Origin of the sequence: Streptomyces sp. 7N604, assembly GCF_052245475.1 — a bacterium.
Taxonomy (GTDB): Bacteria; Actinomycetota; Actinomycetes; order Streptomycetales; family Streptomycetaceae; genus Streptomyces.
Window position 1 is genome coordinate 97,377 of sequence record NZ_JBQQBX010000016.1, and the last position, 26,884, is coordinate 124,260.

28 protein-coding genes are annotated in these 26,884 nt (G+C 72.0%); 15 read left to right on the top strand and 13 right to left on the bottom strand.

Annotated features, from left to right (window positions below; genetic code table 11):
• The first annotated feature begins 117 nt into the window (after positions 1–117).
• From ACTWP8_RS19020 to gndA, 3 genes are all read left to right on the top strand, one after another.
• The gene (locus ACTWP8_RS19020) at positions 118–1,179 is read left to right on the top strand and encodes an ATP-dependent DNA ligase (protein WP_443323328.1); all 1,062 of its coding nucleotides are present in this window, start codon (positions 118–120) and stop codon (positions 1,177–1,179) included.
• Positions 1,180–1,289: 110 nt separating this feature from the next.
• Entirely contained in the window at positions 1,290–1,763 is a 474-nt protein-coding gene (locus ACTWP8_RS19025; protein WP_443323329.1) for a DUF5709 domain-containing protein, read from the top strand.
• Between the two features lie 100 nt (positions 1,764–1,863).
• Positions 1,864–3,309: an NADP-dependent phosphogluconate dehydrogenase gene (gene gndA, locus ACTWP8_RS19030; protein WP_443323330.1), complete on the top strand. Its 1,446-nt coding sequence runs from the start codon at positions 1,864–1,866 to the stop codon at positions 3,307–3,309.
• Positions 3,310–3,366: 57 nt separating this feature from the next.
• On the opposite strand, the gene ACTWP8_RS19035 is transcribed toward gndA, so the two are convergent.
• The 3 genes from ACTWP8_RS19035 to ACTWP8_RS19045 form a co-directional block, all read right to left on the bottom strand.
• Entirely contained in the window at positions 3,367–4,332 is a 966-nt protein-coding gene (locus ACTWP8_RS19035; RefSeq protein WP_443323331.1) for an LCP family protein, read from the bottom strand.
• A gap of 229 nt (positions 4,333–4,561) precedes the next feature.
• Complete coding sequence (locus tag ACTWP8_RS19040) at positions 4,562–5,485, bottom strand: helix-turn-helix domain-containing protein (RefSeq protein WP_443323332.1); 924 nt, start codon at positions 5,483–5,485, stop codon at positions 4,562–4,564.
• A 91-nt stretch (positions 5,486–5,576) separates the two neighbouring features.
• On the bottom strand, positions 5,577–5,819 hold the full coding sequence (locus tag ACTWP8_RS19045) for a DUF397 domain-containing protein (RefSeq protein WP_443323333.1): 243 nt from the start codon (positions 5,817–5,819) through the stop codon (positions 5,577–5,579).
• Between the two features lie 186 nt (positions 5,820–6,005).
• On the opposite strand from ACTWP8_RS19045, the gene ACTWP8_RS19050 reads away from it, so the two are divergent.
• Together ACTWP8_RS19050 and ACTWP8_RS19055 are read left to right on the top strand one after the other, a co-directional pair.
• Entirely contained in the window at positions 6,006–6,233 is a 228-nt protein-coding gene (locus ACTWP8_RS19050) for a hypothetical protein (RefSeq protein ID WP_443323334.1), read from the top strand.
• Positions 6,230–6,496 (top strand): DUF7848 domain-containing protein, encoded by a 267-nt coding sequence (locus ACTWP8_RS19055; RefSeq protein ID WP_443323335.1) that lies wholly within the window; start codon positions 6,230–6,232, stop codon positions 6,494–6,496. The genes ACTWP8_RS19050 and ACTWP8_RS19055 overlap by 4 nt, the downstream gene beginning before the upstream one ends.
• 107 nt (positions 6,497–6,603) lie before the next feature.
• Here ACTWP8_RS19055 and ACTWP8_RS19060 read toward each other — a convergent pair whose 3' ends face one another.
• The gene (locus ACTWP8_RS19060; protein WP_443323336.1) at positions 6,604–7,419 is read right to left on the bottom strand and encodes an SAM-dependent methyltransferase; all 816 of its coding nucleotides are present in this window, start codon (positions 7,417–7,419) and stop codon (positions 6,604–6,606) included.
• Between the two features lie 168 nt (positions 7,420–7,587).
• Positions 7,588–8,217: a TetR family transcriptional regulator gene (locus tag ACTWP8_RS19065; protein ID WP_443323337.1), complete on the bottom strand. Its 630-nt coding sequence runs from the start codon at positions 8,215–8,217 to the stop codon at positions 7,588–7,590.
• A gap of 117 nt (positions 8,218–8,334) precedes the next feature.
• Here ACTWP8_RS19065 and ACTWP8_RS19070 point away from each other — a divergent pair, with 117 nt between their 5' ends.
• Together ACTWP8_RS19070 and ACTWP8_RS19075 are read left to right on the top strand one after the other, a co-directional pair.
• Entirely contained in the window at positions 8,335–8,493 is a 159-nt protein-coding gene (locus tag ACTWP8_RS19070) for a hypothetical protein (protein ID WP_443323338.1), read from the top strand.
• Between the two features lie 95 nt (positions 8,494–8,588).
• The gene (locus tag ACTWP8_RS19075) at positions 8,589–8,807 is read left to right on the top strand and encodes a DUF4190 domain-containing protein (RefSeq protein ID WP_443313921.1); all 219 of its coding nucleotides are present in this window, start codon (positions 8,589–8,591) and stop codon (positions 8,805–8,807) included.
• A gap of 105 nt (positions 8,808–8,912) precedes the next feature.
• Here ACTWP8_RS19075 and ACTWP8_RS19080 read toward each other — a convergent pair whose 3' ends face one another.
• Positions 8,913–9,317, bottom strand: a complete 405-nt coding sequence (locus ACTWP8_RS19080) for an SH3 domain-containing protein (RefSeq protein WP_443323339.1) — start codon at positions 9,315–9,317, stop codon at positions 8,913–8,915.
• 358 nt (positions 9,318–9,675) lie between these two features.
• Entirely contained in the window at positions 9,676–10,740 is a 1,065-nt protein-coding gene (locus ACTWP8_RS19085) for a PP2C family protein-serine/threonine phosphatase (RefSeq protein ID WP_443323340.1), read from the bottom strand.
• A 283-nt stretch (positions 10,741–11,023) separates the two neighbouring features.
• On the opposite strand from ACTWP8_RS19085, the gene ACTWP8_RS19090 reads away from it, so the two are divergent.
• From ACTWP8_RS19090 to ACTWP8_RS19100, 3 genes are all read left to right on the top strand, one after another.
• Positions 11,024–12,328, top strand: a complete 1,305-nt coding sequence (locus ACTWP8_RS19090; protein WP_443323341.1) for a S1 family peptidase — start codon at positions 11,024–11,026, stop codon at positions 12,326–12,328.
• A gap of 11 nt (positions 12,329–12,339) precedes the next feature.
• The gene (locus tag ACTWP8_RS19095) at positions 12,340–13,587 is read left to right on the top strand and encodes a pyridoxal phosphate-dependent aminotransferase (RefSeq protein ID WP_443323342.1); all 1,248 of its coding nucleotides are present in this window, start codon (positions 12,340–12,342) and stop codon (positions 13,585–13,587) included.
• 81 nt (positions 13,588–13,668) lie between these two features.
• Entirely contained in the window at positions 13,669–14,415 is a 747-nt protein-coding gene (locus ACTWP8_RS19100; protein ID WP_443323343.1) for an MBL fold metallo-hydrolase, read from the top strand.
• Between the two features lie 27 nt (positions 14,416–14,442).
• Here ACTWP8_RS19100 and ACTWP8_RS19105 read toward each other — a convergent pair whose 3' ends face one another.
• On the bottom strand, positions 14,443–16,488 hold the full coding sequence (locus ACTWP8_RS19105) for an AMP-dependent synthetase/ligase (protein ID WP_443323344.1): 2,046 nt from the start codon (positions 16,486–16,488) through the stop codon (positions 14,443–14,445).
• Complete coding sequence (locus ACTWP8_RS19110; RefSeq protein WP_443313746.1) at positions 16,476–17,405, bottom strand: amidohydrolase family protein; 930 nt, start codon at positions 17,403–17,405, stop codon at positions 16,476–16,478. The genes ACTWP8_RS19105 and ACTWP8_RS19110 overlap by 13 nt, the downstream gene beginning before the upstream one ends.
• A 175-nt stretch (positions 17,406–17,580) precedes the next feature.
• On the opposite strand from ACTWP8_RS19110, the gene ACTWP8_RS19115 reads away from it, so the two are divergent.
• On the top strand, positions 17,581–18,087 hold the full coding sequence (locus tag ACTWP8_RS19115; protein ID WP_443323345.1) for a metallophosphoesterase family protein: 507 nt from the start codon (positions 17,581–17,583) through the stop codon (positions 18,085–18,087).
• 243 nt (positions 18,088–18,330) lie between these two features.
• Here the strand turns inward: ACTWP8_RS19115 and ACTWP8_RS19120 are convergent, their stop codons facing one another.
• The 3 genes from ACTWP8_RS19120 to ACTWP8_RS19130 are packed head-to-tail and all read right to left on the bottom strand — an operon-like array spanning position 18,331 to position 20,937.
• On the bottom strand, positions 18,331–19,347 hold the full coding sequence (locus ACTWP8_RS19120; protein ID WP_443323346.1) for an NAD(P)/FAD-dependent oxidoreductase: 1,017 nt from the start codon (positions 19,345–19,347) through the stop codon (positions 18,331–18,333).
• A complete protein-coding gene (locus ACTWP8_RS19125; RefSeq protein ID WP_443323347.1) occupies positions 19,344–19,865 on the bottom strand; it encodes an isoprenylcysteine carboxyl methyltransferase family protein in 522 nt (173 codons plus the stop codon). Before ACTWP8_RS19125 ends, ACTWP8_RS19120 begins: the two co-directional genes overlap by 4 nt.
• Positions 19,866–19,878: 13 nt before the next feature.
• Positions 19,879–20,937, bottom strand: a complete 1,059-nt coding sequence (locus ACTWP8_RS19130; RefSeq protein ID WP_443323348.1) for a type III polyketide synthase — start codon at positions 20,935–20,937, stop codon at positions 19,879–19,881.
• Between the two features lie 132 nt (positions 20,938–21,069).
• On the opposite strand from ACTWP8_RS19130, the gene ACTWP8_RS19135 reads away from it, so the two are divergent.
• Both ACTWP8_RS19135 and ACTWP8_RS19140 read left to right on the top strand, forming a co-directional pair.
• A complete protein-coding gene (locus ACTWP8_RS19135) occupies positions 21,070–22,029 on the top strand; it encodes a UbiA family prenyltransferase (protein ID WP_443323349.1) in 960 nt (319 codons plus the stop codon).
• Between the two features lie 125 nt (positions 22,030–22,154).
• Positions 22,155–23,294 carry a serine hydrolase domain-containing protein gene (locus ACTWP8_RS19140; RefSeq protein WP_443323350.1) on the top strand — a complete coding sequence of 380 codons (1,140 nt, stop codon included), beginning with the start codon at positions 22,155–22,157 and terminating at the stop codon, positions 23,292–23,294.
• A gap of 13 nt (positions 23,295–23,307) precedes the next feature.
• Here the strand turns inward: ACTWP8_RS19140 and ACTWP8_RS19145 are convergent, their stop codons facing one another.
• Positions 23,308–24,051 carry a caspase family protein gene (locus tag ACTWP8_RS19145; protein ID WP_443323351.1) on the bottom strand — a complete coding sequence of 248 codons (744 nt, stop codon included), beginning with the start codon at positions 24,049–24,051 and terminating at the stop codon, positions 23,308–23,310.
• A gap of 204 nt (positions 24,052–24,255) precedes the next feature.
• On the opposite strand from ACTWP8_RS19145, the gene ACTWP8_RS19150 reads away from it, so the two are divergent.
• Both ACTWP8_RS19150 and ACTWP8_RS19155 read left to right on the top strand, forming a co-directional pair.
• Positions 24,256–25,269, top strand: a complete 1,014-nt coding sequence (locus ACTWP8_RS19150) for an ROK family protein (RefSeq protein ID WP_443323352.1) — start codon at positions 24,256–24,258, stop codon at positions 25,267–25,269.
• Positions 25,269–26,792, top strand: a complete 1,524-nt coding sequence (locus tag ACTWP8_RS19155; RefSeq protein WP_443323353.1) for an FGGY-family carbohydrate kinase — start codon at positions 25,269–25,271, stop codon at positions 26,790–26,792. Before ACTWP8_RS19150 ends, ACTWP8_RS19155 begins: the two co-directional genes overlap by 1 nt.
• The last annotated feature ends 92 nt before the right edge of the window (positions 26,793–26,884 follow it).

Here is a 26,884-nt window from a genome sequence, read left to right on the forward strand (position 1 = left end):
AGGGCCACGCTAGGCCCGGGAGGGCCGCACCGCACCCGGCGGGCGGGGACGGTTTCCAGCGGGCGGCACCGCCTTCCGGCAGGCGCGTGCCGGGCCCCGGCAGCAGAATGAGGAAGCATGGACCTTCCGGTGATGCCCCCGGTCAAGCCGATGCTGGCCAAGTCGGCGGCCAGAATCCCGTCCGGCATGCACTACGAGGCCAAGTGGGACGGCTTCCGGGCCATCGTCTTCCGGGACGGCGACGAGGTCGAGATCGGCAGCCGCACCGGCAAGCCGCTCACCCGCTACTTCCCGGAACTGGTCGCCGCGTTTCTCGCGAACCTGCCGCCCCGCTGCGTCGTCGACGGGGAGATCGTCATCATCCGCGGAGGGCGCCTCGAGTTCGAGGCCCTCCTGGAGCGCATCCACCCCGCGGACTCCCGGGTCCGGCTCCTCGCCGGGACCACCCCCGCCGGCTTCGTCGCCTTCGACCTCCTCGCGCTCGGCGACACCTCCCTGATGGGCACCCCCTTCCGCGAGCGCAGGGACGCGCTGACCGAGGCCCTGCGCGACGCCGCGGACCCGGTCTTCACCGCCCCGGTGACCGACGACCACGCGGTCGCCGAGCAGTGGTTCCAGCAGTACGAGGGCGCCGGCCTCGACGGCGTCATCGCCAAGCGCCCCGACCTCGGCTACCGCCCCGACGAGCGGGTCATGGTCAAGGTCAAGCACGAGCGGACCGCCGACTGCGTCGTGGCCGGCCTCAGGCTCCACAAGAGCGGCCCGGTCGTCGGCTCCCTCCTCCTCGGCCTCCACGACACGGCGGGGCGCCTCCAGCACGTCGGCGTCTGCGCCGCCTTCCCGATGCGGCGCAGGGAGGAGCTCATGACCGAACTGGAGCCGCTGCGGATGACCGACGTCGAGGGCCACCCCTGGGCGGAGTGGGCCCGGGAGGAGGCGCACGCGACCAGTCGTATGCCCGGCGCGGTAAGCCGCTGGACCGGCACGAAGGACCTGTCGTGGGTGCCGCTGCGGCCCGAGCGGGTCTGCGAGGTCGCGTACGACCACATGCAGGGCGACCGGTTCCGGCACACGGCCCAGTTCCGCCGCTGGCGGCCGGACCGCGAGCCGGAGTCGTGCACGTACGCCCAGCTGGAGGAGCCGGTCGGCTATGACCTCAGAGAGGTCCTGGGCTCCTAGCGCCCCCGACTTCCTTTCCCATCTGTGGCCCTGTGACCCGGTCTGCGCCATGCTGGAGAGGGAAAGACGGCACCCATCCGGAGGGCGGAGACCAGTCAGCGAGGCCGACGATGAGCGAGAGCATGATGGGTGACGAGGTCTACCAGCCGGACGGCTCGGAACAGCAGGACGACGTCAGTCTCCTCGAGCCCGAGGACACGCTCGACACGCGCGGCCCGGCCGAGGTCTACGAGGAGGGCTACTCCCCTCCGGAACGGCCCTGGGCGGTGGAGACCTACGGCACGACGGCCGAGGAACAGCACGAGGGGGAGACCCTCGACGTGCGGCTCGCCCGCGAGATGCCGGACCAGGACCTGCCCGACGGGGACGGGGTCGGGGACGTTCCGGGCGGCGACGGCGAACTGTGGGACGAGGAAGTCGGGGAGCGGCGCGCCGGCCGGCTCGTGGCCCCGGACGAGGGGGCCCACCCCGACGAGGAGAGCGACCTCGTCGCGAGCGACATGGGCATCGACGGCGCCGCGGCGTCCGCCGAGGAGGCCGCGATGCACGTCGTCGACTCCGAGGCGCCCGAAGAGTGGTTCTGACCGGCCACCGCGTGTCATTGAGCGACGTACTGTAGGTCTCCGTATGAAGAGACCGAACAGCAGCGGCCCGCATCTGCGCCACCACCTCGGGAGTTGAGACATGACCAACGCGTCGGCACACATCGGCGTCACCGGCCTGGCCGTGATGGGTCGCAACCTGGCACGGAACTTCGCGCGGCACGGCCATGCCGTGGCCGTCCACAACCGCACCCCCTCCAGGACCCGTTCGCTCGTCGAGGAGTTCGGCCACGAAGGCACCTTCGTGCCGTCCGAGAGCCCCGAGGACTTCGTGGCCTCGCTGGAGCGGCCCCGGCGCCTGGTCATCATGGTGAAGGCGGACGGCCCGACCGACGCCGTCATCGACGAGTTCGCGCCGCTGCTCGAGCCCGGGGACATGATCATCGACGGCGGCAACGCCCACTTCGAGGACACCCGCCGCCGCGAAGCCGCGCTGCGCGAGCGCGGCATCCACTTCGTCGGCACGGGCATCTCCGGCGGCGAGGAAGGCGCGCTCCACGGTCCCAGCATCATGCCCGGCGGCTCCGCGGAGTCGTACGAGTCGCTCGGCCCGCTGTTGGAGGACATCGCCGCGAAGGCCAAGGACGGCAGCCCGTGCTGCACCCACATCGGCCCCGACGGCGCAGGCCACTTCGTGAAGATGGTCCACAACGGCATCGAGTACGCCGACATGCAGCTCATCGCCGAGGCGTACGACCTGCTGCGGCACGTCGCGGGATACGAGCCCGCGCAGATCGCCAAGACCTTCCGCACCTGGAACACCGGCCGGCTCGACTCCTACCTCATCGAGATCACCGCAGAGGTGCTGGCGCACACCGACGCCGCCACCGGCAAGCCCTTCGTCGACGTGGTCCAGGACCAGGCCGAGCAGAAGGGCACCGGCCGCTGGACCGTGCAGACCGCCCTCGACCTCGGCGTCCCCGTCTCCGGCATCGCCGAGGCGGTCTTCGCCCGCTCCCTGTCCGGCCACGCGGAGCTGCGCGAGGCCGCCCGGTCCCTGCCGGGGCCCGGCCGCAGCGCGCTGGGGGAGCAGGGCGGCGATGTGTTCGCGGCCCATGTCGAGCAGGCGCTGTACGCCTCGAAGGTCGTCTCGTACGCCCAGGGCTGGAACATGATCAGCGCGGCCGGGAAGGAGTACGGCTGGGACATCGACCTCGGCGCCGTGGCCGCCATCTGGCGCGGCGGCTGCATCATCCGGGCCGCGTTCCTCGACCGCATCCGCTCCGCCTTCGCGGCCGACCCGAACCTGCCCACCCTGCTCGCCGACAAGGAGTTCGCCGAGGAGATCGGCAACGCGCAGGAGGCCTGGCGTGCCGTGGTCTCCACCGCAGCCGTCCGCGGCATCCCGACGCCCGGCTTCGCGGCCGCGCTCGCGTACTACGACGCGCTGCGCGCAGAGCGCCTGCCCGCCGCCCTGACCCAGGGCCAGCGCGACTTCTTCGGCGCCCACACCTACCGGCGCACCGACCGCGACGGCAGCTTCCACACGCTCTGGGGCGGCGACAGGGCCGAACAGCCCGCGGGCTGACCGGGGTCGGACCGAGCGGTCGCCCGCGTCCGCAGCGGGCGCGGGCGACCGCGTGGCTCACCGCACCACCGGCCTCAGCCGGTCCACGGGGTGACGGGCCACGTAGTCGTCCATGGCGCCCTCGCGCATCGCCTTCCACAGGGCGGAGGCGTCCCGGCTGCCGAGCAGTACGACGGACTGGCCCCGGATCGTGCCCGTCCGCGCCACGGGGGCGTTCATGAAGACCATCTGTGCGGGACGCAGGCTCCGCGAGTCCCAGATCAGGTCCCGCAGTTCGTCGTCGGAGAGCCGGTCGTCGACGCTGACGCTCTCGGCCAGCCGGTCCAGCAGCCGCTTGGTCCGGACCGGGTGCGTGACGTTGTCGCCCGACAGCACCTTGGACAGCACGGCGCGCAGGTAGTTCTGCTGCCGGTGCGTGCGGTCCAGGTCGCCGCGCGGCAGATCGTGGCGCTCGCGGACGTACTCCAGGGCCTGCGCGCCGTTCATGTGCCGGGCCGGGCCTCCGGCGACGGACAGATCGACGCCGCCCACCGCGTCCGTCAGCTTCCGGAAGCCGCTCCAGTCGATCACGGCGAGGTGGTCCACTCGTACGTCCGTCAGGCGCTGGACCGTGTCGATCAGCAGGGGCGGACCGCCCCAGGAGAATGCCGCGTTGAGCTTGGCCTCGCCCCGGCCGGGAACGGTCACCCAGGTGTCCCGCGGCAGGGACACCACGTATGCCGTGGAGTGGTCCGACGGCAGATGCACCAGCATCATCGTGTCGCTGCGCTGGGCGCCGGGCTTCCACGGCGGGGCCTTGGCGTCCGTGCCCGTGGTGGGCAGTTCGGAGCGCGCGTCGACGCCGACGAGCAGAAACGTCTGTCCGTCCTTGCTGGGTGCCGGCTGCTGGTCCTTGGGGACGTCCGTGGGGAAGGCGTGCGGGACGCGGTGCACCTTGCCCGTGTAGTGCCCGACCGCCCACCACCCCGTGCCGGCGACCATCAGAACTCCCGCGCACAGCAGTCCCAGCGCCCCCAACAGCACGCGTCTGGTCCTGCGTCTCCGGCTCCCGTCCCCGCCGCTGCTCGTCATCGTCAGTGCCCCCCACTGCTCGCCGCATGGCTCAATGGCCCCAAGTGGCCATGGATGACCGAGTTCTACGCCAGCGGTGACCGCGGCACGTGCGTTTCGGGGAAATTGGGGGAAAGCCCGGAGAACTCCAGGGAAACGAGAAGCGGCGCGGACCGCTCACGCCGCGTGCTACGGGAGGCTTTCAGCCCTCCTGGGTGCCGAGTTCGTCGAGCATCTTCACCAGGAAGGGAAGCGTGGCCACGGGCCGTTCCGCCTCCGCGCACAGCCGGTCCATGACCGACAGGTAGTTGTCCACGTCCTCGCGCTTGTCGAGGTAGAGCGCGCTGGTGAGCTGCTCGAGGTAGACGACGTCGGGCAGGTCCGGCTCCAGGAAGCGCAGGATCGTGAGGGGACCGCCCGCCGCGGCCACGCCGCCCAGGCTGAACGGCGCGATCTGCAGCGTCACATGGGGCATCTGCGCCACCTCTATGAGGCGATGGAGCTGCGCCAGCATCACCCCCGGGCCGCCGATCGGCCGGCGCAGCACCGCCTCGTCGAGCACGACCCAGATACGGGGCGGGTCCTCCCGGTGCAGGATCCCCTGGCGGGTGATGCGCAGCCGGACACGCCGTTCGACCTCCACGGCGGACGCCCGCGGGTTCCCCAGCTGGGTCACCGCGCGGGCGTATTCCTCGGTCTGGAAGAGGCCGGGGACGAACTGGTTCTGGTAGGTGCGGATGACGGAGGCGGCGTCCTCCAGGCCGAGGTGGGTCTCGAACCAGGGCGCCAGGATGTCCGAGTACTGGTGCCACCAGCCGGGCGCGTTCGCCTGCCGCGCGAGGTCGATGAAGTCGGCGCGCTCGTCCGGGTCGGTGATGCCGTACAGGGTGAGCAGGTCGGCCACGTCCCGCTCCTTGAAGCCCACCCGGCCCAGCTCGAGCCGGCTGATCTTCGCATGCGAGCCGCGAATGGCGTCAGCAGCCGCTTTCGTGCTGACGCCACTCTCCTCGCGCAGCTTCCTGAGCTGCGTGCCGAGCACGATGCGCAGGGCCGTGGGCCCTCCGCGCGGGTGCTCGAGATAGCGCTGCATCGGACGGCGCTCGCTGCCCGGCTGAGCGGCGGTCATACTGACTCCCCTGAGTGCACGGTTGAGAGCTCAGTGTTCCACCGATCCAGCCGTCGCGTACAGCAGGGCACCCGTAATTCCCGGTCGGTCGTCAGCAGTTGCCGACCATGCCGTCGAATTCGCCGTCCTTCGCACCACGCAGGAACACCTCGATCTCGTTGCGGGTGTAGATCAGCGCGGGGCCACCGGGGTCGCGCGAGTTGCGGAGCGCGATGTCGCCACCTGGAAGCAGGGCGAGCTCCACACACTCGCCGTTGGGGTTGCTGTACGTGCTCTTCACCCACACCGCGCCGTCGATCTGCGTCGCGGGGGTTCCGTTCTTGAACTCGTGCACAGTTACTCGTCCTTGGGGGCAGGCGGGCGATCTGTCAGGGAGAACTCAAGCGGGGTCCGCGTGCAATTGCAAGTGTTCTTGCAGATGTGCTTGCAGTGACTGACACAACACGGGGATAGTGGTGTTGGATCAGGAAGCTGTCGCAACTGCGCCTGCAGCCGTGGGGAGTGAACAGCCGTCAGCGGGATGCTCAAGCCAGGCGAAGCGCCGACCGTGGGCGAGCTCGCGTTCGACGCGAGGCGCGGCCGGGTCGGGATCGTCATGGATGCCCAGGGCGGCCGGGTGTACCTCCGTCGCCCGGAGGGCGGGCGCGAGTGGGAGGTCTCACCCGAGGACGTGCTCCCAGCGACCGACCACCGGGCGGCGCTGACGGCGAGGCGCGGGACGGGCGGAGCGCCGAGGAGGCCGCTGTGAGCGTGCATACGACCGACGGCAGCCCCAGTGACTGGTCGATGGCCCGGGAGCCGGCTCCCGAAGCCCCGTCGGCGGTCTTCGAGATGGAGTGCACGACCTGCGGCCACGCCTCGGGGCCCGCGGAGGATCCGGGGGCGGCGGGGGAGTGGGCCCTCCGTCATGTGACGGGCTGCCCTACGCACACCGGGTTCCGGGAGATCGTGCACCGCTTCTGGCGGGCCTTCCCGGTGGGTCCGTCGGCAAGGGTCGCGCAGACACCGTAGGCACCCGGACCGGATCGCGCAGGCTCACAGGAAAAGCGCGCAGGCGCGCAGGCGCAAGGAAAGGAGCCCCGGAGGACCGGGGCTCAGGGGCGGCCAGCGGTTGGGGCTCATGGCTTGAGGGCGACGCCGCCCCACTCGATCCACTCCTCGGTGAGCTGCCTCGGCCCGCGGTCGGCGTCCGGCCGCCAGGTGGAGACCTCCACGAGGCCGGGCTCCAGGATCTCCAGACCGGTGAAGTACTCGCGCACCTCGTGCGCCTGCCGCACCCGGCCCCAGTTCCCCTGGGTGCTGGTGTCCATGAAGTTGGTGACGAAGTCGCGCGTCGCCTTGTCCTCGCTGACCAGTTGGCAGATGACGAAGATGCTGCCCGGAGCGACCCGGTCCGCGATCCGCCGGATCAGCCCCGCCGGGTCGTCGCTGTCGGGGATGCAGTGCAGCACCGAGACGAACAGGACGCCGACGGGCTCGTCCGGGTTGATCAGGCGCTTCACTTCGGAGTGGCCGAAGATGCCTTCGGTGTCGCGCATGTCGGCCTGGATGACGGCGGTGTTGTCGTTCTCCTCGAGCAGTGCCCGCCCGTGCGCCAGAACGATCGGGTCGTTGTCGACGTAGACCACGCGCGACTGCTCGTCCACCCGCTGCGCGACCTGGTGGACGTTGTCCTGGGTCGGCAGGCCTGAGCCGTGGTCGAGGAACTGCCGGATCCCGTAGTCCTGCGCCAGGACGCGCACCACCCGCTGGAGGAACCGCCGGTTGTTGATCGCCAGCACCTGCGTGCTGGGAACGACCTTCAGCAGCTCCTCGGAGGCCTCGCGGTCGACGGCGTAGTTGTCCTTCCCGCCCAGGTAGTAGTCGTACATCCGCGCCACGCTCGGGATGTTGACATCGACCTCACTGGACAACGGTTTACTGCCCTGGCCCATCAGACCCCTCACAGACGTTCCGGCGGTCACCAGGTGTGACCGCGACCACACCATCCTAGAAGCTGACGCCGGGCGGCAGGGAATCTCCAACCAACCTTCCCCGTACGAGTGTTGGGCGGATCGCGGCGGATGCGGGCCGGTGCCCAGGCACCCACCCCGCGGCAGGCGTCAGCCGGTCCGCCAGTGGCGGCAGCCCACGCTGATCAGCCGGAGCTGCCTGCGGGCGGTGCCGGCGATGCGCTCCGCGTCCCCGGGACGTCCGGGCGGCACTTCGAGGAGCGCCGCGGCCGTGGTCACCATGTGGTCCACGTGCAGCTGAGCCAGCATGCTCATGTCGCCCGCGCTCCAGCCCTCATACTCCGGGCGGGCGGAGAGGGCGGTGGCGACCTCGTCGGCGAACCGGGCCAGCTCGGCGGCGATCGCCTCGCGTACGGCCCGCACGCCGCCGTAGCGCTCGCGCGCGATGAAGCGCATGTGCGAGGGATGGTCCCGGACGTACCGCACGATGGCCTCTACGGCCAGGTCGATCCGGCCATCGGTCTCCTCCTGCTCGGCCAGTATCGCCCGGATCGCGGCATGCAGGCTGGCGAGCGACTCCTCGACGAGGGCGACCCCGAGGTCGGGGATGTCCCGGAAGTGCCGGTAGAAGGCCGCGGGGGCGACCCCGACCGCCCGGGTGACCGCGCGCAGGCCGAGGCTGCTCAGGCTCTGCTCCTCCAGCAGGTGCAGCCCTGCGTCCAGCAGGGCCTGACGGGTCTTCTGCTTCTGGGTCTGCCGGACCCCGGCGGTGTGGCTCATAATTTTCAGTAGACAACCGTTCCCTCGGCCGGGCGCTGTACTCTGTAGTCAGTGAACAACTGTAGGTCCGACTGTTCACTGAAATTCGAGGCTTCGCAGAGAAAGGTCCTCCGGAACATGCTGTTCATCGTTGCAGCCCTCCTCGTGTTCGGAGTCCTCGTCGGCGCCGCAGCCCACCTCCCCCTCCCGGTCACCCTGATCGCCGCATCCGTCATCGGCGGCTGGCTGCTCGCCTTCGCCGTCCGCGAGCGCATCGTGCAGGGCAGGCGATCCTGACCGGAATGGCTGACCACCAGCAAGGGAGCTGAATCGTGCATCTGTCCCTCTCCGCGGGGCGCCGCCCTGCCGCACCCGGCCGGGAGGCCGACGCCATGGCCGTCGCCTCCTTCGTCATGGGGCTGCTCGGCCTGCTGGTCTTCAACATGGTCCTGGGCCCCTGCGCCCTCGTCCTGGGCGGCCTCGCGCTCGCCCGGGGGACCCGCAGGCGCGGCCGCGCACTGCTCGGACTCGGCCTCGGCGTCGCCGACCTGGTCCTCCTGGCCGTCCTCGTGTCGGCCGACAACACGGTCAGCTGGCAGCTCGTCGGCTGACCCGCGGCCGTACGTCCGTACGGCCGACAACCCGTAGCCCTGACGGCAGGACGCTCCGTCAGGGCTACCGGATGTTCGGGCTGCCCGGCCGACCGGCTGCCGCGCTCAACCCATCGCGGTCTTGGACTGCTCGGTGTCGTTGAGCGGGCTGCGCTGGACGTCCTTGCAGAACTTCACGGACCCCGTGTTGTCGACGTACTTCGCGGAGACCCAGACCTGCTGGTCGCGCAGCAGGTACCAGATCTGGTTGCCTCCGATGTTCTGTGCGCGGACCTTGCACTTCAGGCCCACCTGGGACCGGTACTTGAGGAAGCCCCGCACCGAGGAGTCGGTGCTGGGGTACTGGCGCTCGTTGACCCCGAACGGGGTGATCACCGTGCCGAACGGCCGGGCGGGGGCGGCGTCTGCGGGTGCCGCGGCGAGCAGCGATCCGCCGAGAACGACGGCCGCCGCGACGGCGCCCGGCCCCGCGGCCGGCCGTCTGCTGTGGATGTTCAGGACTTTGGACATCTTGTTCTCTCCTACTCCTCGCACCACATGGCGCATAGGCATATTCCAGCACTAAACATGACATAAACCGGATAAGCGCCCCGAACGGGTGGTTCCCTGAGTGCGTGTCAGCCCCGCGCGCTGCCACGGGAGATCGCGAGGAGCGCCATGTCGTCGGTGCTGCGGCGGCCGGTGTGCCGGCCGACTCCGGCGAGCAGGGCGTCGAGGAGCGCGTCGGGACCGGCGAAGCGCTGTCCGGCGAGCCCGGCCGCCGGGTCGCAGAAGGGTCCCGCCCCGGTCCCGGGCTTAGGAGAGGCCGTCCGTGCAGAGCAGCAGCGTCGACCCTTCGGGGAAGGGTCTCGGCTCAGCGCCGCACGCCTCAGTGCAGGACGCCCGAGTGCTCGGGGACCCGCTCGATGGCGATCATCGCGGCGTCGTCGCCCAGGCTGCCCCCGGCGTGGGCGAGGAGGTCGTCGTGGAGGATGCGCAGGAGCCTGTCGGGCGAGGCGTCTCCCCAGGACGTCAGCCGCTCCGCGAGCGGATAGAAGGCGCCGTCGTCGTTCCGGGCCTCGATCACGCCGTCGGTGTAGAGGACCAGGACGTCGCCGGGAGCGAACGGGGTGGTGCCCACGTGATAGGCGCCGCCGGTGAGCGCGCCGAGGCCGAGGGGCGGTGCGGGGGAAGAGACGGCGAGCTCCGTCACCTGGCCGCCGCTCAGCAACAGGGGTGCCGGGTGACCGAGGTTGATCATGTGCAGCTCGGGGATGTCGTCGAGGACTTCGAGTACGGCGGCGGTGACGAAGCCCTCGCCGGGGTGCTGTTCTCCGTCGGTGAGTTCTGTCAGTTCGCGGCTGACGCTCCGCTCCAGGTGGGCGGCCAGTTCGGGCAGCGACGTGTGCTGGTGGGCGGCCTCCCGGAAGGCGCCGAGGAGTACGGCCGCGTCGCCGATCGCGGTCAGGCCCTTGCCCCGTACGTCACCGATGATCAGCCGGGTGGCGCCGTCGGTCCGCGCTGCCGCGTACAGGTCGCCGCCGATCCGGGCCTCGGCCTCGGCGGCCAGATAGACGGAGGCGACGCGCAGCGGGCCGATTCTGCGGGGGAGGGGCCGCAGCAGGACCTGCTGCGCGGCCTCGGCCACCGACCGCACCTGCGACAGCTCGCGCTCGGAGCGCTCCCGTACATAGCTGAAGGCCACGATGGAGACCGAGATCAGCACGAGGGCGATGATCTGCACCTCGTGATTGAGCGTGCCCACCCCGCCCCGGAAGACGCCGATCACGATCTGCGCCGCCACGGCCAGCGCGCCGATCGCGCCCACGAGCCGGGGGCCGCCGAATGAGGCGGTGATCGCGGGGGCGGCGACCAGCAGCGGACCGAGGTGCACGTGCCGCGGGGCCGCGATGTCCACCACCACGACGACGAGAATCAGCGCGATCGGGATCATGACCAGCGCATGACCCGGCCGCCATGACCCGCGCAGAGCGGCATACCCGAGGCGCACATCTCCATTTACCTCTCTTGCGGCAGCGAATGCCACAAGGCGCGGCTGCGCGGGGCGGGCGACCCTGCCTGCGGTCCCGGGAGCGTGGATCAACCGAATGACCCTACCTGCGCGACGGCACGAATATCGGAAAACAGTTCGCATTGAAGATCTGGCGACCGGCGTCCGTATGTGTGGGGGCAGACTCGTCCCCCCACTGGAGGTCAGTGAGTTGAACCACCGACGTGTGAACAAGCGGACCGGTGCCATCGCCGGAGCCGGTGCGATCGCGGTCGTGGCAGCGGCCATCATCCTGCCCAACGCCAACGCGAGCACGGACGAGGAGCCGAGTCCAAAGGCGCTGGCTCCCCGCGCCGCCGCTCAGCTCGGCTCCGCCCTCGCAGACGACCTGGGACAGGACGCGGCCGGCTGGTACTTCGACGGCGACAGCAGTCGCCTTGTCATGAATGTATTGAACGAGGAGGCGGCGGACAGCGTACGCGAGAAGGGTGGCGTCGCGAGGGTCGTGGAGAACAGCACGGCGGAGCTCAAGAGCGCCACCAGTACGCTCAGCGACGGCGCCTCGGTGCCCGGCACCGCATGGTCGATCGACCCCAGGACCAACAAGGTCGTCGTGACCGCCGACAGAACGGTCACCGGTACGAAGTGGGACACCCTCACCGAAGCGACCGACAAGATGGACGGGCTGGTGAGCGTCAAGCGGTCCGCCGGCGAGTTCAAGCCCTTCGCGGAGGGCGGCGACGCGATCTTCGGCGGCGGGTCCCGGTGCTCCCTCGGTTTCAATGTCGACGTGCAGGGCGCGCCCGGCTTCCTCACCGCGGGACACTGCGGCAACGCCTCGGAGACCTGGACCAGCGACGAGGCGGGCAACGAGCCCCTCGGCACGGTCGCGGACTCGCAGTTCCCGGAGAGCGACTTCGCTCTCGTGACCTACGACGACCCGAACACCGAGGCCCCCAGCTCGGTCGACCTGCAGGACGGCACGCAGCAGGAGATAACCCAGGCCGCCGAGGCGAGCGTGGGCATGGAGGTGACCCGCAGCGGCAGCACGACGGGGGTCTTCTCGGGCACCGTCACGGGCCTCGACGCCACCGTGAACTACGGCAACGGAGACATCGTCAACGGCCTGATCCAGACGGACGTGTGTGCGGAACCCGGTGACAGCGGCGGCTCGCTGTTCTCCGGTGACGCCGCCGTCGGGCTCACCTCGGGCGGCAGCGGCGACTGCACCCAGGGCGGGGAGACCTTCTTCCAGCCGGTGACCGCGGCTCTGGAGGCCACGGGTGCCGAGATCGGCGCCGGTGGTGGCGGGCAGGCCGGTGGTGACCAGGCCGGCGGTGACCAGGCGGGCGGCGACCAGGCTGGCGGTGGCGAGGCTGCCGGTGGCGAGGAGGCTGGTGGTGACCAGGCCGGTGGTGGCGAGCAGGCCGGTGGCGAGGCTGCCGGTGGCGAGCAGGCCGGTGGTGACAAGGCCGGTGGTGGCGAGCAGGCCGGTGGCGAGCAGGCTGCCGACGGCAGCCTGGCTCCGTAGGAGACCGTCCCGTGTCCCAGCCCCTTGATACCGGGCTGCTGCGCAGCTCTGCGCACAGCCCGTCATGGGCCATGCTCAACCGGCTGGCGCCGGACTCCGGCGCCGGCCGGTCCTGGCAGCCCGGCCCTGCCGGCCCCGCCGGTCACGCAGGCCAACCGGAGCCGCTCGAGCGGCTCGACTTCTGCATCCCGTGCAACCCCTACTTCCCCACCCCGGAGATGTTCGCGCGGCTGCGGGAGTCCCTGGAGACGACACTCACGTACTACCCGAGCGACGCCGACACCATCACCGCCGAGCTGTGCGGCGTGCTGGGACTCAATCCGCAGACGGTCGCCATGGGGAACGGCTCCACGGAGCTGATCACCTGGATCGACCACCTGCTCGTCAGGGAGAGCCTCGCCATCCCGATCCCCACCTTCGGCCGCTGGACGGACCAGCCGCTGGAGACCGGCAAGCGGGTCGACATGTTCCCGCTGAGCGAGGACCATGACTTCGCCCTCGACCTCCAGGACTACGTCAAGTTCATCCGCCGCCGCGGCTCCAGAGTGGCGGTGATCTGCAACCCCAACAACCCCGACGGTGGCTACCTCAGACGCCAGCAGGTGCTGTGGCTGCTGGACGAGCTGGTGGACCTCGATCTGGTCGTGGTCGACGAGTCGTTCATCGACTTCGTCGACGCCGAACGCGCCCCTTCCGTCGCCGAGGAGGCGGCGATCCGGCCGAATGTCATCGTGCTCAAGAGCCTCGGCAAGAACTTCGGGCTGCACGGCATCAGGTTCGGCTACCTGGTCGCCAACCCGGCCCTGGCGGGCACCATCCGCAAGGCCCTGCCCAAGTGGAATCTCAACTCCTTCGCGGAGACCGTGGTCTTCATGCTCAAGGAGTACGCGGTGCCGTACCGGAACAGCCTGTCCCTGCTCTCCCGCGACCGCGCCAACATGTCCCTCGCTCTCGCCGGCCTGCCCGGTCTCGTGGTCTTCCTCTCCCAGGGCAACTTCCTCCTCGTGAAGCTGCCCGACGGGACGGACGGGGCCGCGCTTCGTGACCGGCTGCTCGCCGAGTACGGGGTGTTCGTCCGCGAGTGCGGCAACAAGCTGGGCAGCAGCAGCCAGTTCCTGCGGCTCGTGGTCCGGCCGTACGAGGACGTGCAGCGGCTGATGACGGCGCTGCAGGGCACGCTGTACGCCGGTGCCGCTCCGATGGTGACCGCGACGCCGGAGCACCAGGCGCACCAGCCGGTCAGGGCACTCACCCGGTAGGCTGCTGCTGCTCCTCTCCTCCAGCTCAAGCCCCAGCCGACTCCGGTGTGATGGCAGTCGGCAGAAACGAGCGGCAGCAGCATGCAGTCGGACCGTATCGCCGAGATCGCGACGGGCATCCACCTCGTCCACGGCAGCAACACGAACTGGATCATGATTGCCGACGGCGATCAGGTGACGCTGGTCGACACCGGCTATCCGGGCGACCGGGCGCAGTTGCTGGAGGGGCTGGCGGCGATCGGCCGCCGGCCCGGGGACGTGGCCGCGATCCTCATCACCCACGCGCACGCCGACCACATCGGATCGGCCGAGTACCTGCACGTCGCCCATGGGACGCCCGTGCTGACGCACGCAGCCGAAGTGCCGCACGCGCGCCGGGAGTTCCTCCACCAGGTGACGGTCGGGAAGGTCCTCGCGAACAGCTGGCGCCCCGGCGTCATCCCGTGGGCCCTGCACGCCTTGCGGTCGGGTGGCACGAGAGAGACACCGGTCAGCAAGCCCCGGCCCTTCCCGGGCGAAGGCCCCCTCGACCTGCCCGGGCACCCCGTCCCGGTGCCCAGTCCCGGCCACACCGGCGGGCACAGCGCGTTCCACCTGCCCCACGTGGGCGTACTGATCACGGGTGACGCCCTGGCGACCGGCCATCCGACATCGCGTCACCAGGGGCCGCAGCTGCTGCCCGGCTGGTTCGACAAGGACAGGAACCGCGCGATCCGGTCCCTCTCCGCCTTCGAGTCGCTCGAGGCCGACGTGATCCTGCCGGGACACGGGCCCGTGCACCGCGGCTCCGTCCGGGGCGCGGTGGCGCAGGCGCGCGAGCGGGTCTGAGAGCCGCCACGCCCAAGACCCGTACGACTACGGTTCGTACAGCGCCTCGATCTCCTTCTCGAAGTCCCGCATGATCGCCTCCCGCTTGATCTTCATCGAAGGCGTGAGGTGCCCGCTCGCCTCGGTGAATTCAACGGGCAGGATGCTGAAGCGGCGGATCGATTCAGCACGCGACACCAGCGCGTTGGCGTCCGTCACCGCCCGCTGGACCTCCTTGCACAGCTCGGCGTCGAACGCCAGCTCCTCGCGGGACAGCAGCTCCCTGCGGTGGATGATCTGCCAGTGCTTGAGCCCGTCCGGGTCGAGGGTGATGAGGGCGATGATGTACGGGCGGTTGTCCCCGATCACGATGCACTGGCCCACGAGCGAGTGGGCGCGCAGCCGGTCCTCGAGCGGAGCCGGGGCCGTGTTCTTGCCGCTCGCGGTGACAATGATCTCCTTCTTGCGGCCGGTGATGGTGAGATAGCCGTCGGCGTCGAGAGCGCCGATGTCGCCGGTCGCGAACCACTTCTGCGGGATCTTCTCCCACGCCTCGCCGGTCGCTGACCCGTCGTCGCCGATCGAGGGCCAGGACGGCGGCGGACCCACCGTGAAGGGCACGGCACCGCCGAGTGCCGAGTCCCAGTAGCCGGAGAACACCTGGCCGCCGCGTACGAGCACTTCGCCGTCGTCGGCGATCCGTATCCCCGTGCCCGGGAGCGGCCAGCCGACCGTGCCGAGGCGAGGTTTGAGCGGCGGGGTCACGGTCGCCGCGGCCGTCGACTCCGTCAGACCGTAGCCTTCGAAGATCTCGATGCCCGCGCCCGCGTAGAAGGCGGCGAGGCGGTGGCCGAGCGGTGAGCCGCCGCAGATGGCGTACTTGACCTTCCCGCCCAGCGCGGCCCGTATCCGGCGGTAGACCAGCGGATCGTAGAGCGCGCGGGCGGTGCGCAGGGCCACGCCGGGGCCGGGGCCCGTGCCGTGCTCCTCGGCCTCGTGAGCCTCGCCCCAGCGCTGCGCGATCTTCGCGGCGCGGTCGAACGACGGGGCGCGGCCCATGCGTTCGGCCGTGGCGCGGGCGGTGTTGTAGACCTTCTCCAGCACATAGGGCACGACGAGGATGAAGGTCGGCTGGAAGGTGGCGAGGTCGGCGAGGAGCGGCTCGGTCTTGATGCTGGGCGTGTGGCCGAGCCGGACCCGGGCGCGCAGGCAGCCGATGGCCACCATCCGGCCGAAGACGTGCGACAGCGGAAGGTAGAGGAGCGTGGACGCGGGCTCGGTGCTCACCGACTTGAAGCAGGGGTGGAGCAGTTCGATGGCGTTGTCCACCTCGGCCAGGAAGTTGCCGTGGGACAGGACGCAGCCCTTGGGGCGGCCGGTGGTGCCCGAGGTGTAGATGAGAGTGGCGACGGAACCGGGGGAGAGCGCGGCGCGACGCGCCTCCACCTCGCTGTCGGCGACGCCTCTGCCGGCCTCGGCGAGCTCCTCGATCGCGCCCGCGTCGAACTGCCACAGATGGGCGAACCCCGGCAACCGGTCGAGCTGCGCGTCGATCAGCAGCGCCTCGTCCACGCCCTCGACGGCACAGCCCACGGCGCCGGTGTCGCGGATGATCCAGCGCGTCTGCTCGGCCGACGAGGTGGGGTAGATGGGGACGGTGATCAGGCCGGCCGCCCAGGCGGCGAAGTCCAGAAGCGTCCACTCGTAGGTCGTACGGGCCATGATGGCGAGCCGGTCGCCGGGCCGCAGGCCATGCGCGATCAGGCCCTTCGCGGTGGCCAGGACCTCAGCGGCGAACTCGGCGGCCGTGACGTCCCGCCAGCTGCCGTTCCGCTCCTTGCGGCTCAGCACGACATCGCCCGGCGCCTCGGCGGCGTTGTCGAAGGGGATGTCGGCGAGGCTGCCGCGTTCGGGCGGCGGTACGAGCGGGGGCACGGAGACCTCCCGGACACTTCCGTCCACCACGATCTTTCTCGGTTCCACCAGAACTGGCTGTGCCGGGCTGCGCTGCACGGACACGAGGCGGCTCCTCTTCTCTCGGCCGGGGTCGAGATGAGGTACGGCGGCGGGGCGCCGGATGCTCAACGGCTCCATAGGATTGGTGTGTACCAGTGTTCCGCGGTGTTGTGGAAGAGCATCCGGCGCTCGGCGTGGGTCAGGCCCGCGAAGATCGTGTCGTAGGCGTCGTACACCGCGTCGAAGCCGGATCTGAGGTGTTCGAGCGGGAGATCGGAGCCGAGCATGCACCGGTCGGGGCCGAAGGTCTCGGTGACGTCGAGCAGCCAGGAACTGAGCTGGCCCGGCGTCCAGTTCCCGAAGATGGTGCCGAGGGCGTCGATGCGGGTGGCGGCGTTGGGGTGCTGCGCGATGCGTGCCAGGCGGCCGATATGCTCCCGCCGCCCGGCGTCGCTGAGATCGGTGGGCCAGCCGAAGTGGTCCACCACGAACCGGAGTCCGGGGTGCTGTTCCACGAGTGCGGCCACGTCGCCGAGCTGGTCGCCGGTGGCCTCGACGGTGGCGACGAGGCCGCTCTCGGCGAGCAGGGCAAGATGAGTCCGCGTCAGGTGGCCGGCGTCCGCGGACCGGGGTGCTCCGCGCGCCGAAGGGTCCGCGAGGGCCGTGGCCAGACGGACCCGCACGCTCGTGATGAGCGGCACCTCGCGGCACCGGCGTACGAGTTCCGCGAAGCCGGGGGAGGCCGGGTCGCCGAGCGTGACCATCCCCTTGACGAGCCCGCGCTCGCCCTGCTGGCGCGCCACCCACGCGGCCGCCCCGACCGGGTCCGTGGCCCCGGCGTCCGACCAGATGATGCCGCGGACGTCCCGGCCCGCCGTGTCACGCTCGTAGTCGGCGAGGGTGTAGCGGTCGGGCAGGGCGTCGTAGTTGCCGAGCACGTCCCGGAGCATGCTGCGGTCGGAGAGCCAGAAGACGGGGTTGTCGGCCTGGTCCCACAGGTGCACATTGCAGTCGAGGAGAGGACCGGGCTGCCGCTCGTCACCGGTTGACGACATGCACGCCATCATCACCGAGGGCCCGGCCCACCCTGCCGGTCCGCCGCCTGCGGGCCGCGCGTTTCATCCGGTCGACGCATACGGCGTCACCTGCTGCGCCCGGCGGCCGTACCGACCGCCGCGGCGCCTGCACCGGGAGGGAGCGCGGGCGGAGCGGCCGTTCTACGGTTGACGGGTGCGCCTGCTGCTGACCTCCGACACCCACCTTCCGGTCCGGGCCAAGGTCCTGCCGGAGGAGCTCCTCGCCGGGATCGACCGCGCCGATGTGGTGATCCACGCCGGGGACTGGGTCGACTCCGCGACCCTCGAGCTGCTGGAGGCGCGGGCGCGCCGCCTCGTCGGCGTGTACGGCAACAACGACGGCGCGGATCTGCGGGCCCGGCTGCCGGAGGTCGCGCGCGTGGAGCTGGAGGGGCTGCGGCTCGGCGTCGTCCACGAGACCGGCCCGACGCGGGGCCGCGAGCAGCGCTGCGCGGAGCGGTTCCCCGATCTGGACGTCCTGGTCTTCGGGCACAGCCACATCCCGTGGGACACGACGGCCGAGGGCGGGCTGCGCCTGCTGAACCCCGGTTCGCCCACCGACCGCAGGCGCCAGCCGTACTGCACCTACATGACCGCGGAGGTGGGCGCGGGCGCGCTGGGCGAGGTCCGGCTGCACCGCCTGCCGTCGCGGCGCGGCTGACGGCGGAGAAGCCTCTCCGCCGGCGGTTGCCACCAAGGAGCTGTGGGCATTCGTTCCGCGGGGCGGAACGGGTGGGCACAGCGACACGCACCCGGCATCGGCGCGCACTGCCGCGGCAGGGTTGCCGTTTCGTACGCGACCGCGGGCCGGTGGCCGGTTTGTGCCCACCCGTTCCGCCCTCGCGGAACGGATGCCCGCAAACCGGCCGTCCGCGCCGCCGCAGCGGGGCGAATGACCGCTGCGTCACTGCAGCGCGTGAACCGCGGCACGGAACAGCGGGGGCAGCGCGGAGGCCGCGGGCACGATCAGCCGGGCGGTGCCCGCCGTGCCGCTCAGCCGCAGCAGCGCCCCGGTCAGCATGCGGTGCCTGCGCGAGAGGCTGCGCCACTCCGTCTCGTAGTCGTCCGGCCGCCCCGCGGCCAGGCAGCGCACGGCGGCCCCGGCCGAGGCGAGCGCGAGGGCGATGCCCTCGCCGGTCAGCGCGTCGACGTAGCCCGCCGCGTCGCCGACCAGCAGTACGCGCCCCGCCACCCGGCCGCGTACGCGCTGGAGCATCGGCCCGGCGCCCCGGACGGGCGTGGCCGGGCGCGCGCCGAGCAGGGGGGTGAGGCGCGGGAAGCGCTCGAGGTGGGTGGCGTAGCCGCAGCGCTCCCGGCTGAGCACGGCGACCCCGACCAGATCGTCGGCCACGGGCGTCACGTACGCCTCGCCGAGGGGCGACCAGTGCACTTCCACATGGTCCGTCCAGGGCTCGACGCGGTAGTGGCGCCGCAGGCCGTAGCGGTGCGTCGCCCGGCGGCCCGGCAGGTCGAGGCCGAGCGCCCGGCGCACGGGGGAGTGCAGGCCGTCGGCCGCGATCAGCCAGCGCGCCCGCAGCCCGGCCGCGGTCACCCAGCCCTCGCCCTGCCGCACCGCGCCGACCCGGGCCGTCACCACGTCGACCCCCAGCTCGCGGGCGCGCCGCGCGAGAGCCGCGTGCAGCACGGTCCGCCGTACGCCGAGGCCTGCCGCGCCCCGGAAGCGCGCCTCCGCGGACCTGCGGCCGTCCAAGTAGCGGATTCCGAGGAGTTCGCGGCCGGACGCCGGGGCTCCGAGGGCGTGCAGCTGCTCGACGCCGCCCGGCATGATGCCCTCGCCACAGGCCTTGTCGACCGGTGCGGGACGTGGCTCGATCACTACCGCCCGCAGGCCGGCGAGAGCGGCGTGCACGCCCGCGGCAAGACCTGCCGGGCCGCCCCCTGCCACCAGCAGATCGATCACGCCCGTACGCCCCTGGCGGCCGCGAGGGCGGCTTCCTCGCAGCGGATCCGGGCAGTGAGCAGGACTGTGTTGCACAGGGTGAAGACGGCGGCGGTGATCCAGGCACCGTGCACGAGCGGCAGGGCGGTCCCCTCGGCCGCGACGGCGACGTAGTTGGGGTGGCGCAGCCACCGGTACGGCCCGCCGGTCACCTGGGGCAGACCGGGCACCACGATCACCCGCGTGTTCCACTGCCGGCCGAGCGTGGCGATGCACCACCAACGCAGCGCCTGCGCGGCCGCGACCACGGCGAGCATCGTCCAGCCCACGGCCGGTACGAAGGGCCGGTTCGCCGCCCACACTTCGGCCAGGCAGCCGGCGAGCAGGCCGGTGTGCAGGAGCACCATGGCCGGGTAGTGCGCCTGCCCGGACTCGGAACCGCCGCGCGTCAGGCTCCAGCGGGCATTGCGGCGGGCGACCGCCAGTTCGGCCATCCGCTCGGCCGCGACGGCCAGCACCAGGACCGTGTACCAGATCACCACGTCCCCCTTGTCACCAGCGCAGCAGGACCAGTTCGGAGCAGAAGCCGGGGCCGAGGGCGAGCAGCAGGCCCGGTGTCCCGGCCGGGGGCGGGCGCTCGGTGAGGGTGTCCCGCAGCACGTGCAGCACGGAGGCGGAGGAGAGGTTGCCGACCGTCTCCAGGGAGCGCCAGGTGATGTCGAGTGCGCCGTCCGGCAGTTCGAGCGCCTCTGAGACCGCCTCGAGGACCTTCGGGCCACCCGGGTGGCACACCCAGGCGGTGATGTCCTGCCGCTTGAGGTCGTGGTCGCCGAGGAAGCCGTCGACATCGTCGGCGAGGTGCCGCCGGACGACGTCGGGGACGGTGGGGTCGAGCACGACGCGGAACCCGCTGGCGGTGATGTCCCACCCCATCACCCGCTCGGTGTCCGGATAGAGGCGGCTGCGCGTCGCCACGACGGTCGGGCCCGCGGGGCGCGGCAGCCGCCGGGCTCCGCAGCACACGGCGGCGGCCGCGCCGTCGCCGAAGAGCCCGCCGGCTACGAGGTTGGCGGGCGAGGGGTCGTCGCGCTGGAAGGTCAGCGAGCACAGCTCGACGGAGAGCAGTACGGCGACGTGGTCCGGCCAGCCGCGCAGATAGTCGTGGAGGCGGCCGAGGCCTGCCGCGCCCGCAACGCAGCCGAGCCCGAAGACCGGGAGCCGCTTGACGTCCTGCCGCAGGCCGAGCCGCCCGACCAGACGGGCGTCGACGGAGGGCGCGGCGATGCCCGTCACGGACGTGAAGACCAGCAGATCCACCTCGTGCGGCGCGATGCTCGCGGCGCGCAGGGCGTTCTCGACCGCTCCCGCGCCGAGCTCCACCGCGGCCTCGATGAAGGTGTCGTTGACCGCCCCGAAGCCGTCGAGGGCGGCGTACGCGTCCAGGGGCAGCACCGTATGGCGGGAGCGGACCCGCGCGGAGGCGTGGAGGCGGTCGAGCACCGCCCGGTCCGCGCCGCCGGGCAGGCACGTACGGGCCATCAGGTCGGTGATCTCCCGCTGTTCTTGGCGGTGCGGTGCCAGGACCCCGTGCACGGCGGCGATGCGGCTCATCCGGCTTCTCCGTTGGGGCGGCGTTTCACGACTTCAACGAAGTCCCCCGGGAATTCCCGGGCCATGCAGCCCGTCACCCGTCCGGAGTAAAGGTTCGCCACCCCGGGCCCGCCGGCCTCTTACGATCCGCGCGTGGCACCTGAAGACGTGGCACCTGAAGACGTGGCACCTGGAGATGTGGCACCTCGCGACGCGGCAGCTGAGGACCTGGCAACTGACGCCCCGGCGCCTGAGCGTCCGTCACGGACCATCGCGTACTGGCCCGCTCTCCGCCGGGCCGTGGCCCTGACGGCAGCCTGCCATCCGGTCCCGAGCGCGGCCGTGACCCTGCTGGTCGCCGGGCTTGCGGTGAGCGCGGGCAGGGGCGGAACGGGCTGCGCTCTCGTGGCGGGGGCGGTGCTGGCGGGGCAGCTGTCGGTGGGCTGGTGCAACGACGCGGTCGACGCGGCCCGCGACACCGCCGCGGGCCGGACCGCCAAGCCGGTGGCCTCCGGCGCGGTGTCCCCGGACACCGTACGGGCCGCGGCGCTGACCGCGGTCGCCCTCTGCGTACCGCTCTCACTCGCCTCCGGACTGCTCGCGGGGACCGTGCACCTGGCCGGGGTCGGTGCGGCCTGGGCCTACAACCTCGGCCTGAAGGCCACCCCGTGGTCCTGGCTCCCGTACGCGCTGGGCTTCGGCAGCCTTCCCGCCTTCGTCGCCCTCGGCCTGCCCGGGCACCCCTGGCCCCCGTGGTGGCTCGCCCTCTCCGCGGCCCTGCTGGGAGTGGGAGCCCATCTGGCCAATGTGCTGCCGGACATCGGCGACGACCTGAGGAACGGGGTGCGCGGCTGGCCGCAGCGGCTGGGGCAGGCGAAGGTGCTGCTCCTGCTGCCGGTGCCGCTCGTGGCGGCCTCGGCCCTGCTGATCTTGGCGGGGCGGCCCGGCGCGGCCGGCCCCGCGGGCCCCATCGCCCTGCTGGTCGTCACGGTGGCCGCCGTGGGAGCGGCGCTGCTCGGGCGGTCCCGTCCCCGGGCGCCGTTCCTGGCGGCGATCGGCGTCGCCGTGCTCGACGTGGTCCTGCTGCTGTGGCGCGGCGCGGGGATCGTCTGAGGCGCGGCCCTCGCGGCGGGCGTGCGGAAATCCGCTCGAAGGGAGCCGGTCGGTGTACCTATCGTGGCCCGGTCAACGGCTTACGGGGGACCGGTGTGCCCCGTCGCGATAAGGGGGACAAGCAGGTGGAGCACAACGGTTGGGCCGACGAGGGGTTCGGGGCCGTCGCGGACGAGTTCGCGAGGAACTTCGCCGAACGCGGTGAACTCGGCGCGGCCGTCGCCGTGTTCGTGGACGGACGCAAGGTAGTCGACCTGTGGGGCGGAACCGCCGACGAGCGGACCGGGCGACCTTGGGAGAAGGACACGGCCGTGCCGGTCTTCTCCTGCACCAAGGGCATCGTGAGCATCTGCGCCCACCTGCTGGCACAGCGGGGACGCCTGGATCTCGACGCCCCGGTGGCCGACTACTGGCCGGAGTTCGCGCGGCAGGGCAAGGAGCGGATCACGACGCGCATGGTGCTCGCGAACACCGCTGGAATCCCCCTCGCCGAACGGAAGTTGACCTTCCAGGAGCTGACCGCCTGGACCCCGGTGATCCACGCCCTCGAGGAGCAGAAACCGCTCTGGGAGCCCGGCACCGCGTACGAGTACCACGCGCACGCCTTCGGTTTCATCGTCGGCGAGGTGATCCGGCGCATCACCGGCTTCACCCCCGGCGTCCACTTCCGTCAGGCCATTGCCGACGAACTGGGGCTGAGCACCTGGCTCGGCGTGCCCGAGGAGGAAGTTCCGCGGCTGGCGCGGATCACCGAGGCCGAGGGACGGGCCCCCTTGCCGGACGCCGACTTGCTGTTCATGCGGGCCCTGACGATGAACGGCGTGCTGCCCTTCCCCGGCCTCGACGACCCGCACGGCTGGAACTCGCCCGGGGTGCTGACCGCCGAGTTCCCCGGGGCGGGCGCGGTCTCCTCGGCGCGCGGGCTGGCCACGCTGTACGCGGCGGCCGCGACCGGCGTCGACGGCTCGGCGCGGCTGCTCGCTCCGGACACCGTCACCGATGCGGTGACGCCCCTGTCGGGCGGCGTGTCCTGGTCGGGCTTCCCCGACCTGGGCAGCCGCTGGGGGAGCGGGTTCCTGGTCGACTCGCCCTTCGTCCGCCTGCTCGGCCCGCGCAGCTTCGCCAACCACGGTGCGGGTGGTCAACTCTGCTTCGGCGACGATGAGTTCGGCGTCGGCTTCAGCTATGCCGCCAACCGGATGGGCGGCCGGGGCGATGTACGGGCCGAGCGGCTGGTCGCGGCGGTACGGGAATGCGTCGGATGACGCTGAGGGCCGTTCAACGGGCGCGATTGCGTCCCAGCGCAAGACGTTCGGCCGCTCTCGTCCCGAGGCTCAGGGGAAAGGGGAGGCTCTCCGCTCTCATCGACGCGACCAATTGCCGGTACACATCGCCGATCGTGAGGAGTTCGCTTCCGTGGTCGAGGCCCTCGTTGAGCAGCCGGATCAGCCTGCCGGTGAAGGCGGTGTGCTGCTCGCCCGCGACGGCCATCGCGGCCTTGTCGCGCGGCGCCGACGTGAGGACGTACGACCCCTCGACCTCGATCTGGCCGAGGAGGGCGGCCTCGGCGTCGTCCGGCGACCCACCCGCCGCGCTCCCGGAGAAACAGCAGTCGAGGATGATGAACTTGATCGATGCCGGACTGTCGAGCACGGCATCGCGCACGTCGTCGTAGGCGAGGGAGTTGAACGCGGGCGCCGCTTCCTCGCTCTCGGTGAGCGCCAGGTAGAGGTCGTGTCGCCTGCCGCCGACCAGGCCGTGCCCGGTGTAGTACACGAGCAGCAGATCCTCGGCGGCCTCGACCGTCGTCTGCAGGACCCGGCCGACCTGCTGTACGTCGCCCTCGTCCGAGAGCAGCGCGCAGTGTTCGCCGGGGATCACTCCATACCTGGGGTCCGTCAGCGTCGCCGCCAGGTCGGACAGGGTGTCGGGGACCGCGGGGAGGTCGGGTAAGTGGGCGTTGGCGTACCGGCTCGTGCCGATCAGGAGGGCGCGGGACCGGCGGGGATCTGGAAGTCGCATGGCTGCTCCGGGTATTCGCCGTTCATGGGCGCGTGCAACAGGAAGGCGGTGCCCGCCCTTCGCGGGCAGCGACGATAGCGCAGTGCAAGTACATGTGCACTTGCCGATGCAATTTCATCTGGGGTGTGCGTCCATTGCGCGGCCTGCCACCCCGCCGTGGCAGGCTCATGGTGTGAGACGAGGCGACGAAGGACGGAGGGCCCCGTGGCGGACGATCACAACACCCGAGCAGCAGACGCCCCGGACGCCGTCCTGGGGCTGGACATCGGCGGCACCAAACTCGCGGCCGGGGTCGTCGGCCCCGACGGGAGCGTGCACTCCTTCCTGGTGACGCCCACCCTCGTCCAGGAAGGCGTCCAGGCGGTGCTCACCCGGCTGTTCGATCTCGGCCGCAAGGCGATCGACGAATCGGGTACCGACCCGCGGCGGATCGCCGCCACCGGCATCGGCTGCGGAGGCCCCCTCGACCCCGAAGCGGGTGTCCTGCTCTGCCCGCCGCACCTCCCCGGCTGGGTCGACGTACCGGTGACCCGGCTCGCGGAGGAGCGGTACGGGCTCCCGGCCGTCCTCGACAATGACGCGACCGCAGCCGCGGCGGGCGAGCACCGCTTCGGCGCGGGTGCCGGCGCCCGGCACATGCTCTATCTGACGCTCTCCACCGGCGTCGGCGGCGGCATCGTCATCGACGGCCGTACGTACCGCGGGGCCGCGGGAAACGGCGGGGAGCTCGGCCATGTGACGGTCGACCGCAACGGGCGGCACTGCCGCGGCTGCGGGCGTACCGGCTGCCTGGAGGCCTACGTGTCCGGCACCTCGATCGCCGAACGGGCCCGCGAGGCCGTCGCCGAGGCCGAGGCCGCGGGCCGCCCGACCGCCCTCACCGGCTGTTCGCCGATCACCGCGGCCGACGTGTCGCGCGAGGCCGCCGCTGGCGATCCCGTCGCCACCCAGGTGTGGGTGGCCACCACGCAGGCGCTGGCCTGCGGCATTACCTCGCTGGTCAACCTCTTCGAACCCGAACTGGTCGTGCTCGGCGGCGGCGTGACGCGCGCGGGCGAGCAACTCCTCGCGCCCGTACGCCGTATCGTGCGCGAGCAGGCCATGGGTCCTGCGGCGCGCGCGGTCCGGATCAGTGTCGCCCGCACCGGCGACCGGGTCGGTGTCGTGGGCGCCGCCGCCGTGGCCTTCGAGCGCGTCGTCAACGGGGGCGCGGCCTGATGGTCGTCCTCGCGGGCGTGGACGTGGGGAGCACTCACTGCAAGGCCGTGCTGTGCACGCCGGACGGCACCGTTCTCGCGCACGCCCAGCGGCGCACTCCGGCCGACGGCCACAGTCACCCCGTGGCGCCGCTGCAACGGGCCGCGCTGGACGCGCTCGCCGAGTGCACGGCGGTCGCCGGGCGGGCCCCCGACGCCATCGGGATCACCGGCATGGCCGAGACGGGTGCCCCGCTCGGCGGGGACGGCGAACCGCTGCTGCCGGCCTGCTCCTGGTCCGACCCGCGCCCCGCCGCACACGCAGAACGGCTCCGCCGCGACCGGGGCGCCGCCGCACTGCACGCGGTCACCGGGATCCTGCCCAGCCCCAAGGTGCCGCTGGCCAAGTGGCTGTGGCTGCGCGACGAAAACCCGGGCGTGCTGCGCCGGATGCGCACCTGGGCGGGTGCGGCGGATCTGGTGGCCCAGGCCCTCACGGGGGCCGTGGGGACGGACGCCACCTTCGCACAGCGCACCATGGCCTGGGACGTCCACGCCGGGACGTGGGACGAGGAACTGCTCGCCCTCGCCGGGCTGGACGCCGGGCGTATGCCCGCCGTGCACGCCCCGGGCGAGCCCGTGGGCCGTACCGACCGCCGTACCGACGCTCGTATCGCGGGGGCCGGGGCGCCCGTGGTGGTCGCCGGGCACGACCATCTGGTCGGCGCGTGGGCCGCCGGGGTACGGGCAGCAGGCGAGGCGGCGGACTCGATGGGCACGGCGGAAGCCGTGATCACCGTCGGCGACGGGCCGCCCGACGTGCGGGCCGCCGGGCGCGAGGGCATGTCGTACGGGCGCCACGTGGACGGGCGGCACTGGTGCGTGGTCGCCGGGATGTCCAGCTCGGGGGCGCTGGTGGAGTGGTTCTGCGACCGGGTGCTCGACCTCGGCGACGCTCCGGCCGCCGACCGGTACCGCCGCTTCGGCGAGCTGGTCGGGCGGGCGGGGGAGGGGCCCACGGGCCTGACGGTCGAGCCGTATCTGTACGGCAGGTCGGCGCCGGAGCCGGATCCGGGCAGGCGCCTCGCCGTTCACGGTCTCGAGGCGCGGCACGGACTGCCCGAGCTGGCGCGGGCGCTGCTGGAAGGCGCCGCGCATCAGGCGCGGTGGATGGCCGAGGTGCAGGGCGGGCTGACCGGGGGCCGGCCGCGCGCCGTCACGCTGCTCGGCGGCTCCGTACGCCAGGAGGCCTGGACCGCGATCAAGGCGGCAGTCTCGCCCTGGCGCACCCTGGTGTGCACCGTCCCCGACATCCCCTGCCTGGGGGCCGCGGCCTGGGCCGGTGCGGCGCTCGGCCTCGATCCGGCCGCCCTGCTCTGCGAACGGCGCGAGCTGCGGCCGCCGCCCGGCACGGCGGAGGCGTACCGGGACGCGTACCGGGAGGCGTTCCTCCCCGCCGTACGCGGCACCGGCGGGGCCGGCGGAACAGGCGGCGAGGGCGGGACCGGCGGGACAGGCGGCTCCGGCGCGAAGCCCGGACCGTGACCGCCGTCTGCCGGTCCTGCTAACGTCGTAATTGCGCGAACCGCGCAAGAAGCAGTGCCGATGCCGGGTGGGCCGGCGGGAGTGGACTGTCA

Bases quoted from the DNA above. Each gene is read 5' to 3' on its own strand.
- ACTWP8_RS19075 (WP_443313921.1), top strand. From the start codon at position 8,589: ATGGCCGTCGCCTCCTTCGTCATGGGGCTGCTCGGCCTGCTGGTCTTC.
- ACTWP8_RS19065 (WP_443323337.1), bottom strand. From the start codon at position 8,217: ATGAGCCACACCGCCGGGGTCCGGCAGACCCAGAAGCAGAAGACCCGT.
- ACTWP8_RS19100 (WP_443323343.1), top strand. From the start codon at position 13,669: ATGCAGTCGGACCGTATCGCCGAGATCGCGACGGGCATCCACCTCGTC.
- ACTWP8_RS19040 (WP_443323332.1), bottom strand. From the start codon at position 5,485: ATGACCGCCGCTCAGCCGGGCAGCGAGCGCCGTCCGATGCAGCGCTAT.
- ACTWP8_RS19020 (WP_443323328.1), top strand. From the start codon at position 118: ATGGACCTTCCGGTGATGCCCCCGGTCAAGCCGATGCTGGCCAAGTCG.
- ACTWP8_RS19025 (WP_443323329.1), top strand. From the start codon at position 1,290: ATGAGCGAGAGCATGATGGGTGACGAGGTCTACCAGCCGGACGGCTCG.
- ACTWP8_RS19155 (WP_443323353.1), top strand. From the start codon at position 25,269: ATGGTCGTCCTCGCGGGCGTGGACGTGGGGAGCACTCACTGCAAGGCC.
- ACTWP8_RS19110 (WP_443313746.1), bottom strand. From the start codon at position 17,405: ATGTCGTCAACCGGTGACGAGCGGCAGCCCGGTCCTCTCCTCGACTGC.
- ACTWP8_RS19105 (WP_443323344.1), bottom strand. From the start codon at position 16,488: ATGGAGCCGTTGAGCATCCGGCGCCCCGCCGCCGTACCTCATCTCGAC.
- ACTWP8_RS19085 (WP_443323340.1), bottom strand. From the start codon at position 10,740: ATGATCCCGATCGCGCTGATTCTCGTCGTCGTGGTGGTGGACATCGCG.
- gndA (WP_443323330.1), top strand. From the start codon at position 1,864: ATGACCAACGCGTCGGCACACATCGGCGTCACCGGCCTGGCCGTGATG.
- ACTWP8_RS19080 (WP_443323339.1), bottom strand. From the start codon at position 9,317: ATGTCCAAAGTCCTGAACATCCACAGCAGACGGCCGGCCGCGGGGCCG.
- ACTWP8_RS19050 (WP_443323334.1), top strand. From the start codon at position 6,006: ATGCTCAAGCCAGGCGAAGCGCCGACCGTGGGCGAGCTCGCGTTCGAC.
- ACTWP8_RS19145 (WP_443323351.1), bottom strand. From the start codon at position 24,051: ATGCGACTTCCAGATCCCCGCCGGTCCCGCGCCCTCCTGATCGGCACG.
- ACTWP8_RS19130 (WP_443323348.1), bottom strand. From the start codon at position 20,937: ATGAGCCGCATCGCCGCCGTGCACGGGGTCCTGGCACCGCACCGCCAA.
- ACTWP8_RS19060 (WP_443323336.1), bottom strand. From the start codon at position 7,419: ATGGGCCAGGGCAGTAAACCGTTGTCCAGTGAGGTCGATGTCAACATC.
- ACTWP8_RS19070 (WP_443323338.1), top strand. From the start codon at position 8,335: ATGCTGTTCATCGTTGCAGCCCTCCTCGTGTTCGGAGTCCTCGTCGGC.